Below are 8,134 nucleotides of genomic sequence, written 5' to 3'. Positions count from 1 at the left end.
ATATGAGCGATTTGGAGATTTGAAGTTCAAGTACAGGAATCGAGAATTTTGGTGTCGAGGGTATTATGTAGATACGGTAGGAAAAAATACCGAGAAGATACAAAGTTACATAAAGCACCAACTAGAGCAGGATAAAATGGGAGAGCAATTATCGCTCCCGTACTCAGGTAGCCCGTTTACGGGCCGCAGGAAATAGTCATATGCAAATGTCAGATCACTATGCGCCTGCTAGGGCGCTGCCAGTAGGAAAGCCTTATAGGCGCATATGAAAAACCACCGGCTATGCCGGTGGATACTTTTTTTCTATCTATTCGTATCATTCAATGTCCAATCATAGTGATAGCTGATACTCTTTTTCTCGCTTTTTAGTGCCTTGTTATACTGCACTAAGTGCTCAAATAATTGCTGTTTCGTTCCAAAATCTTCAGCAAACCAGTCATAAATAGAAGACAGAACCCATTTATCATTGGTGACCTTTACTCCTTTTTCGCTATTGATAAACTCAGTGGCTGATTTCTCCAGTAATAATTCAGTATTTTCTGCTGTGAAAGCCTGCTTTTGTAAGTTTGGGCAGCCAAGACTTGCGCAGTTGACCGCATAATGGGTTCGAGGATCTTTCCAAATAGGTCTTAAAATTCGATGTTCAATATCATTGAGAGTCAGCTCTTTTTGATTGATGGTAATGATCTTTTGTTCCCAAGGGCCAAATGAGAAAAATCCTCCCAGTTTAGTGATGGATGGTATTGGGTAATGATCGACGATTAAGTTAACTGTTAAGGCATTATATAAGTTGACCCAGTAAGCATATTGTTCCAGCTTTGCATACTCTCTTGGATCAAGGGCTGATAATTGTGAAATATAGAGCTCTAATTGCTCTTTATCTTTTGAGTTGACCCTTTGATAATCGAAGAGGTTGTTGTGATTTTCTTGGATTAGATAAGTATCAAGTGTTGTCTGCCAAATTTGATGTGAAATGGCTTGTGTATTTTCTTCATTACTAGAGTTCCAATAATCCCATAGTTGTGATTTAGGAGCAGAAAATACATTCGTTGACCCGAGTGTCAAACATAGCGTTAATAGATATTTCATTGTTTACCTCTCATCTCATAGGTTATATGACCTAGGTAGGGATTGATAAATTTCAGATAAAATAAAAGGTTGGTGCATCTACACCAACCTCTGGAAATTAAATCGATACTCGCTATTTCAAAAAGCTAGGAATTTTTGTTTCATAATCAGCGATTTTATCTTCGTGCTGTAGCGTCAAACCGATATTGTCTAATCCATTAAGTAAGCAATGGCGACGAAATTCATCAATTTCAAATGAGTATGTTTTTCCATTGGCTTTAACTTCCATTCGTTCAAGATCTACAGTTAGTTGAGCACCTTCATTTCCTTCAACAAATAGGAATATTTCATCAACTTCTTGCTCTGTAAGGCGGACTGGAACCATTTGGTTATTGATTGAGTTACCATAAAAAATATCCGCAAAACTGGGTGCAATCATGGCCTTGATGCCGTAATCCGCTAAAGCCCAAGGGGCATGTTCTCGTGAAGAACCACACCCAAAGTTTTCACGAGCAAGTAGAATGCTCGCTCCTTCATAGCGAGGTTTATTCATGACAAAATTTGGATTAGGTTGTTGACCTGCATCATCTAGAAAACGCCAATCATGAAAAAGGTGTTTGCCAAAACCAGTGCGATTTACTTTCTGTAAAAATTGCTTAGGGATAATGGCATCTGTATCGACGTTCGCTGCATCAAGAGGAACGACCAAACCTGTGTGCTGTTTAAAACCTGACATTGGTGATCCCCTGTTTAGTTGAGTGTTGAAGAATGAATATTACGGATATCGACAAAGTGTCCAGCGATGGCGGCGGCGGCGGCCATTGCAGGACTGACTAAATGTGTGCGGCCATCTCGACCTTGGCGGCCTTCAAAATTGCGGTTGGATGTTGATGCACAGCGTTCACCTGCACCGAGCCTGTCATTGTTCATAGCCAAGCACATTGAACAGCCCGGCAAGCGCCATTCAAAACCCGCTTCAATAAATATTTTATCCAAGCCTTCCGCTTCCGCTTGCGCTTTAACTTGCTCTGAACCTGGAACAATCAATGCTTGAACGTGTGGTGCGACTTTTTTACCTTTCGCGACTTGAGCTGCTGCTCGCATATCTTCAATGCGAGAGTTTGTGCAAGAACCGACAAAAACTTTATCCACTTTGTAGTCTGATAAGGATTTACCCGCTTCCAGTCCCATATACGCTAATGCTTTTTCTGCTGATGCTTTTTCGACAGGATCACTAAAGCTATCGGGAGATGGAATGGTTTCATCGACAGCAATTACTTGGCCTGGGTTTGTGCCCCACGTTACTTGTGGTTTGATGTCCGCGGCATTTAGGGTAACGACTGCATCGAATTTGGCATTATCATCGGTTTTTAGCGTTGCCCAGTACTCAATGGCAGCTTCTAAATCGTTTCCTTGAGGAGAAAACTTGCGACCTTTAATGTAGTCGAAAGTAGTCTGATCAGGGGCGATAAGACCGGCTTTTGCTCCAAGCTCAATCGCCATATTGCACACCGTCATACGACCTTCCATTGAAAGATCGGTAATCGCTTCACCACAAAATTCAACGACATAGCCTGTACCACCGGCCGCCGTTGTTTTACCTATAATGGCTAGCACGATATCTTTAGCGGTGATGCCTGGAGCGACTTTGCCTGTCACCTCAATTTTCATCGTTTTCGCGCGAGCTTGTTTCAATGTTTGGGTTGCAAGTACGTGCTCAACTTCTGACGTACCGATGCCAAACGCTAACGAGCCAAATGCGCCATGTGTTGCTGTGTGTGAGTCACCGCAGACAATGGTCATACCGGGAAGAGTAATACCTAATTCTGGCCCCATGACATGAACGATGCCTTGGTATTTATGATTTAAGTCGTAGAGTGTTACGCCAAACTCAGCACAGTTCTTGGACAGTGTTTCCATTTGGATTCGAGCCATCTCACCCGAGGCATTAATGTCTTTTGTGGTGGTTGAAACGTTATGGTCCATGGTAGCGAATGTTTTACTCGTCTGACGAACTTTACGTCCCTTTTCGCGTAAACCATCAAATGCTTGCGGTGATGTCACTTCATGAACGAGATGACGATCGATATAAAGGATGGGGGTTTCCCCTTCAGCTGATACCGCAATGTGGGCATCATAAATTTTTTCGTATAAGGTTTTTGCTTGCGACATTGCTTCTTCCTTGAGCTCTTTGAGCTTTATAAAGGACTAGGCGAGCCTAGTCCTACTAATTATGAGTTTAAAATATAGCTGGCAATTTTATCGCCCATTTCAGAGGTTGAAAGTGCCGCTTTACCACTGGCAAGATCTGCGGTGAGTTCTCCTGCGGTAAGCGCCTTTGATACGGCATTTTCGATAGCTTGAGCGGCACTTTCTTCGCCCAAGCTATAACGTAGCATTAAAGCGGCGGAAAGAATTTGTGCAACTGGGTTAGCAATGTTCTTTCCTGCGATATCAGGTGCAGAGCCACCTGCTGGCTCATAGAGACCGAAATTGCTTTCATTAAGGCTAGCGGAAGGTAGCATGCCCATTGAGCCTGTGATCATGGCGCATTCATCGGAAATGATGTCACCAAAAATATTAGAGCACAGCATGACATCAAATTGAGAGGGATCTTTAATGAGCTGCATAGTGGCATTATCGATATAAATGTGTGAAAGCTCGACGTCTGGATAATCTTTTGCGATCTCTTCTACGACCTCACGCCATAAGATAGAGCTTTGTAATACATTCGCTTTATCGACTGAGCATACTTTTTTACGACGTAATCGTGCGGACTCAAACGCTATTTTTGCAATGCGTTCGATTTCGTAGCGGTGGTAAACTTCGGTATCAAATGCTTTTTCATTTGCCCCTTCGCCTTCTCGTCCTTTGGGTTGGCCAAAATAAATACCACCAGTCAATTCTCGAACAACCACAATATCGAAGCCACGATCGGAGATATCGGATCGTAAAGGAGAAAAGCTTTCTAAGCCTGAGTGAATTTGAGCAGGACGCAAGTTACAAAACAGTTGAAAATGTTTGCGAAGCGGTAGGAGTGCACCGCGCTCTGGTTGGTCGTTGGGTGGTAAATGCTCCCATTTAGGGCCGCCTACGGAACCAAACAATACGGCGTCTGCCTCTTCACATCCTTTAATTGTGCTTTCAGGCAGCGGGCAACCGTGGTTATCAATCGCAATCCCGCCGACATCATGTTCTTCTCTGGCAAACCGGATAGCATGTTTTTTTTCAATCGCATCCAATACCTTGTGTGCTTGTTGCATTACTTCTGGGCCGATACCATCACCTGCAAGAACGGCAATTTTGTATGTTTTGTCTGTCATGTTAGTCCTTTACTATTTTTATATTTGCTTGCCCCAGTGAGCTCTAAAGACTGAAAGCTCTAATCTAGGTACGTTAAACGGTTGCCACTTTCTTTTGTTTAATTTCTGCAATTTGATCGGCACGATGAATGCTATTGATCACGTGCAATAAGGCTTGTCCTGATGCTTCGACAATATCCGTAGAGACGCCTGTACCGTGATATTTTCGCCCTTTGTAGTTGGCAATAATATCGGCTTGCCCGAGTCCATCTTCACCTTCGCCCTTGGCGGTAAGGTCAAATTTATCCAATACGATCTCATAGCCAGTTAGACGGTAAATACATTGGTAAAGCGCATCGACAGGGCCATTACCAACGGCAGCTTCACATTTTTCTTCATCACCACAAAGCAATTTAATACTGGTGGTCGCCATAACACTGCCTGATTGAACACTCAAATAGTTCAATTTGTAGAAATCGTCTTCATCACGCAGATTTGAAAAGTGCATCAACGCTTCTAAGTCATAGTCAAACACTTGGCCTTTACGATCTGCCAATTTTAAGAAATCTTCATACAAGGCATTGAGGTTGTATTCGTTTTCATTGTAACCCATGCTATCCATATGGCTTTTTACTGCGGCGCGGCCACTGCGGCTCGTTAAGTTCAGCGCTTGGTTTTTTAGGCCAATTGACTCTGGAGTCATGATTTCGTAAGTGTTTTTGTTTTTCAACATGCCATCTTGGTGAATGCCTGACGAGTGGCTAAATGCGTTGGCACCGACAATCGCTTTGTTACTTTGAATCGGCATATTGCACAGTTGGCTAACCAACTTACTGGTGCGGTGGATCTCATCATGCTTTAAGCCAGTATGTACGCCGAGGAATTCTTGACGAGTTTTGATGATCATCGCGATCTCTTCCAGTGAACAGTTACCAGCGCGCTCACCAATACCGTTGATGGTACCTTCTATTTGCCTTGCGCCAGCCTGTACAGCGGCAATCGAGTTTGCGACTGACATTCCCAAGTCATCGTGGCAATGAACGGAAATAATGGCTTTATCTATGTTAGGGACTCGCTCAAACAGCATCTGAATAATGCCACCAAATTCGCTAGGAACAGTATAACCGACCGTGTCTGGAATATTGATGGTCTTAGCTCCGGCATTAATTGCGGCTTCGACCATTCTACAGAGATTATCAATGGGCGTTCGGCCCGCATCTTCACAGGAAAATTCGACGTCATCAGTGTAGTTACGGGCGTGTTTCACCGCACTGACTGCCATCTCGAGCACATCATCATAACTGCGGCGCAATTTATCTTGCACATGAATGGTTGAGGTTGAAATAAACGTATGGATACGAAAAGCATCGGCGACTTTCAGAGCTTCGGCCGCTGCATCAATATCTTTTGCTACCGCGCGAGAAAGCGCGCAGACGCGGCTGTTTTTAATGTGTTTGGCAATCGTTTTGACCGATTCAAAATCACCAGGGGAGGAAACTGGAAAACCTGCTTCAATAACATCAACACCAAGGCGCTCTAATGCGTAAGCAATCTGCAGTTTTTCTTTAACGGTTAAGCTTGCTGACAAAGCTTGTTCGCCATCACGTAGTGTGGTGTCGAATATAATGACTTGATTATTCATGTTTGCTCCCTTGCACCGATGGTTAATCGTTTACTTCCTAAATATAGTTATAAAAAAACCCGCATCTCAGTGCGGGCTCTTGTTATCTTGTGTGGTGTTTTTCTTCCACAACCTACCCGCGCGAATGGTTCACGATAAGGAGCAGGCCCAGCAGGATAGAAAAACGGATAGTCATTCGTAACATTCCACAAGATTAAGTTAACAAATTAGTACCGTACTCGACTTAACTCGTCAACCATTAAGTTGTTTTTTTATTCATATCGGATCAGTTTTAGTCAAAAGCGGTAAAAATGAGCAGAATTGGCAGAGAGGATCACTTTTTGTAGCACGGAATGTTTTCACGCAAGAACGTTTGTCATCGGTTAAATTCATTCATTCTCCAACAAACAGTCACGTATTTGTCATTTTAAACTTCTACGTTTAGAGCGTAAGAGGTTTATGGAATGACAGGAGTCGCTCATGCGTGCCATCGGACAAATTGTTAAGTTTGACGTAGCGTTTTCGCTATTTTGTTTACAGCATCGTTTTAATCAGCCTGTAGCGCAGATCAGCAAAGCTATTTCCCATACTGGGGATGGGCATTTGTATGCGTTGATTGGTGCTTTAGCTTGGTATTTAGACCCGCTTAATGGCCAGCTATTCTTAATGGCTGGACTGGCCGCTTTCGCGATTGAACTCCCTATTTATTGGGGATTGAAAAATAGCTTTCAGCGTCGTCGCCCTGAAGAGTTTTCTCCTTCATTCATTGCCTTTATTACCCCTTCGGATCGCTACAGTTTGCCCTCTGGTCATACGGCTGCAGGGTTTGTTATGGCGACATTAATTGGCCACTTCTATCCTCATAGCGATGCTTTTGTCTTGGTTTGGGCTGGCTTAATTGGCGTATCTCGCATCCTACTTGGGGTTCACTTCTTGACGGATATCGTGATTGGCGCGCTGCTTGGTGTAAGCAGCGCAAGATTTGCTTTGTGGTTGGTGGAGAGAGGCTTTTGAAAATTCTGTATGGTGTCCAAGGCACCGGAAATGGCCATATTGCTCGTTCACGAGTGATGAGTGAAGCGTTGAAAGAAGCCAAAATTGATGTGCAATTTCTCTTTTCTGGACGTGAAAAAGAGAAATACTTTTCGATGGAAAGTTTCGGTGATTACCAAACTCGGCGCGGTTTTACTTTTGAAACTGAACAGGGACACGTAAATTACGTTAAAACGGCGCTGAATAATAATTTGCTGACTTTCGTGAGTGAGACAAAAAACCTCGATTTGTCTCCGTATGATCTGGTCATTAATGACTTTGAACCAGTATCGGCATGGGCGGCTAAACAGCAAGGTATTCCGTGTATTGGGATAAGTCATCAAAATGCATTTCGTTATAATGTGCCTTTGAAAGGGGCAAGTTGGCTGGATAAACAGATTATTCAACAGTTTGCGCCTGCCAACTACCACGTCGGTTTACATTGGTATCATTTTGATCAACCGATCCTTCCTCCGATTATCTATCGTTCAGAGCAGCATACGTCTAGCGAGCATTTCATTTTGGTCTATCTTCCATTTGAGCATGTTGATGATATTCTTGAGTTGCTTTTTCGTTTTTCAAATCAAGCATTTATTTGTTATCACCCTTCTTTAATGGAAGCGCAATCCGTTGAAAATGTTGAGTTGCGTCCCTTATGTCATACCTATTTTCAATATCACTTACATCGCTGCGATGGCGTGATTGCTAATGGTGGCTTTGAATTACCATCAGAAGCACTTTCATTGGGTAAAAAGCTGCTACTTAAGCCACTATCAGGTCAATTTGAGCAGCAAAGTAACGTTGCCACTCTTGAGAATCTCGGGCTTGCTGCATCTATGGAGTTTTTGGACCCGTCGGAGTTACGCCGTTGGTTGGATGAAAAACAGGTCGAGCGCGTTGTCTATCCTAATGTAGCGAAAGCCTTGGTTGAATGGGTACAAAATGGCAAATGGGATAATCATAAAGAGCTGAGCCAGTCTTTATGGCGACAGGTTGATTTCCCTAGTTATGTGTCATTTAGCTAATATTGACGAAATGCTTTGAATTTTGACGTAATTAATTTATTTGGTGAATGTATCAAGGTGAAGGCTTGTTATTCATCACTTGATTC

At 43.1% G+C, this 8,134-nt stretch carries 8 protein-coding genes; 3 read left to right on the top strand and 5 right to left on the bottom strand.

From position 1 onward, the window contains the following. Window positions 1–196: transposase (locus AACT18_RS16165; protein WP_176445990.1), on the top strand; the 196-nt coding region annotated here is incomplete at its 5' end. 107 nt (window positions 197–303) lie between these two features. Here AACT18_RS16165 and AACT18_RS16160 read toward each other — a convergent pair. The 5 genes from AACT18_RS16160 to leuA form a co-directional block, all read right to left on the bottom strand. Then, entirely contained in the window at window positions 304–1,089 is a 786-nt protein-coding gene (locus tag AACT18_RS16160; protein WP_013856007.1) for a DUF547 domain-containing protein, read from the bottom strand. Window positions 1,090–1,201: 112 nt separating this feature from the next. Beyond that, a complete protein-coding gene (gene leuD / locus AACT18_RS16155) occupies window positions 1,202–1,804 on the bottom strand; it encodes a 3-isopropylmalate dehydratase small subunit (protein ID WP_094125435.1) in 603 nt (200 codons plus the stop codon). A gap of 14 nt (window positions 1,805–1,818) precedes the next feature. Continuing rightward, a complete protein-coding gene (gene leuC, locus AACT18_RS16150; RefSeq protein WP_094125434.1) occupies window positions 1,819–3,240 on the bottom strand; it encodes a 3-isopropylmalate dehydratase large subunit in 1,422 nt (473 codons plus the stop codon). Between the two features lie 59 nt (window positions 3,241–3,299). Continuing rightward, window positions 3,300–4,391 carry a 3-isopropylmalate dehydrogenase gene (leuB, locus tag AACT18_RS16145; protein ID WP_019282467.1) on the bottom strand — a complete coding sequence of 364 codons (1,092 nt, stop codon included), beginning with the start codon at window positions 4,389–4,391 and terminating at the stop codon, window positions 3,300–3,302. A gap of 73 nt (window positions 4,392–4,464) precedes the next feature. Next, the gene (leuA, locus tag AACT18_RS16140; protein WP_013856011.1) at window positions 4,465–6,012 is read right to left on the bottom strand and encodes a 2-isopropylmalate synthase; all 1,548 of its coding nucleotides are present in this window, start codon (window positions 6,010–6,012) and stop codon (window positions 4,465–4,467) included. 459 nt (window positions 6,013–6,471) lie between these two features. Here leuA and AACT18_RS16135 point away from each other — a divergent pair, with 459 nt between their 5' ends. Both AACT18_RS16135 and AACT18_RS16130 read left to right on the top strand, forming a co-directional pair. Then, window positions 6,472–7,005 (top strand): phosphatase PAP2 family protein, encoded by a 534-nt coding sequence (locus AACT18_RS16135; RefSeq protein ID WP_017042702.1) that lies wholly within the window; start codon window positions 6,472–6,474, stop codon window positions 7,003–7,005. Next, window positions 7,002–8,048, top strand: coding sequence for an MJ1255/VC2487 family glycosyltransferase (locus tag AACT18_RS16130; RefSeq protein WP_176428367.1), 1,047 nt, complete (start codon window positions 7,002–7,004; stop codon window positions 8,046–8,048). Before AACT18_RS16135 ends, AACT18_RS16130 begins: the two co-directional genes overlap by 4 nt. Window positions 8,049–8,134 lie beyond the last annotated feature (86 nt).

Source organism: Vibrio sp. V04_P4A5T148, from assembly GCF_963875605.1.
Taxonomy (GTDB): domain Bacteria; phylum Pseudomonadota; class Gammaproteobacteria; order Enterobacterales; family Vibrionaceae; genus Vibrio; species Vibrio anguillarum.
The sequence above is the reverse complement of the archived record's forward strand: the minus strand, read 5'-3'. Positions and strand labels throughout refer to the sequence as shown.

What these genes read in the sequence shown, in the direction of transcription:
- AACT18_RS16160 (WP_013856007.1), bottom strand. Translation starts at nt 1,089, where the DNA reads ATGAAATATCTATTAACGCTATGTTTGACACTCGGGTCAACGAATGTA.
- leuC (WP_094125434.1), bottom strand. Translation starts at nt 3,240, where the DNA reads ATGTCGCAAGCAAAAACCTTATACGAAAAAATTTATGATGCCCACATT.
- leuB (WP_019282467.1), bottom strand. Translation starts at nt 4,391, where the DNA reads ATGACAGACAAAACATACAAAATTGCCGTTCTTGCAGGTGATGGTATC.
- AACT18_RS16135 (WP_017042702.1), top strand. Translation starts at nt 6,472, where the DNA reads ATGCGTGCCATCGGACAAATTGTTAAGTTTGACGTAGCGTTTTCGCTA.
- leuA (WP_013856011.1), bottom strand. Translation starts at nt 6,012, where the DNA reads ATGAATAATCAAGTCATTATATTCGACACCACACTACGTGATGGCGAA.
- leuD (WP_094125435.1), bottom strand. Translation starts at nt 1,804, where the DNA reads ATGTCAGGTTTTAAACAGCACACAGGTTTGGTCGTTCCTCTTGATGCA.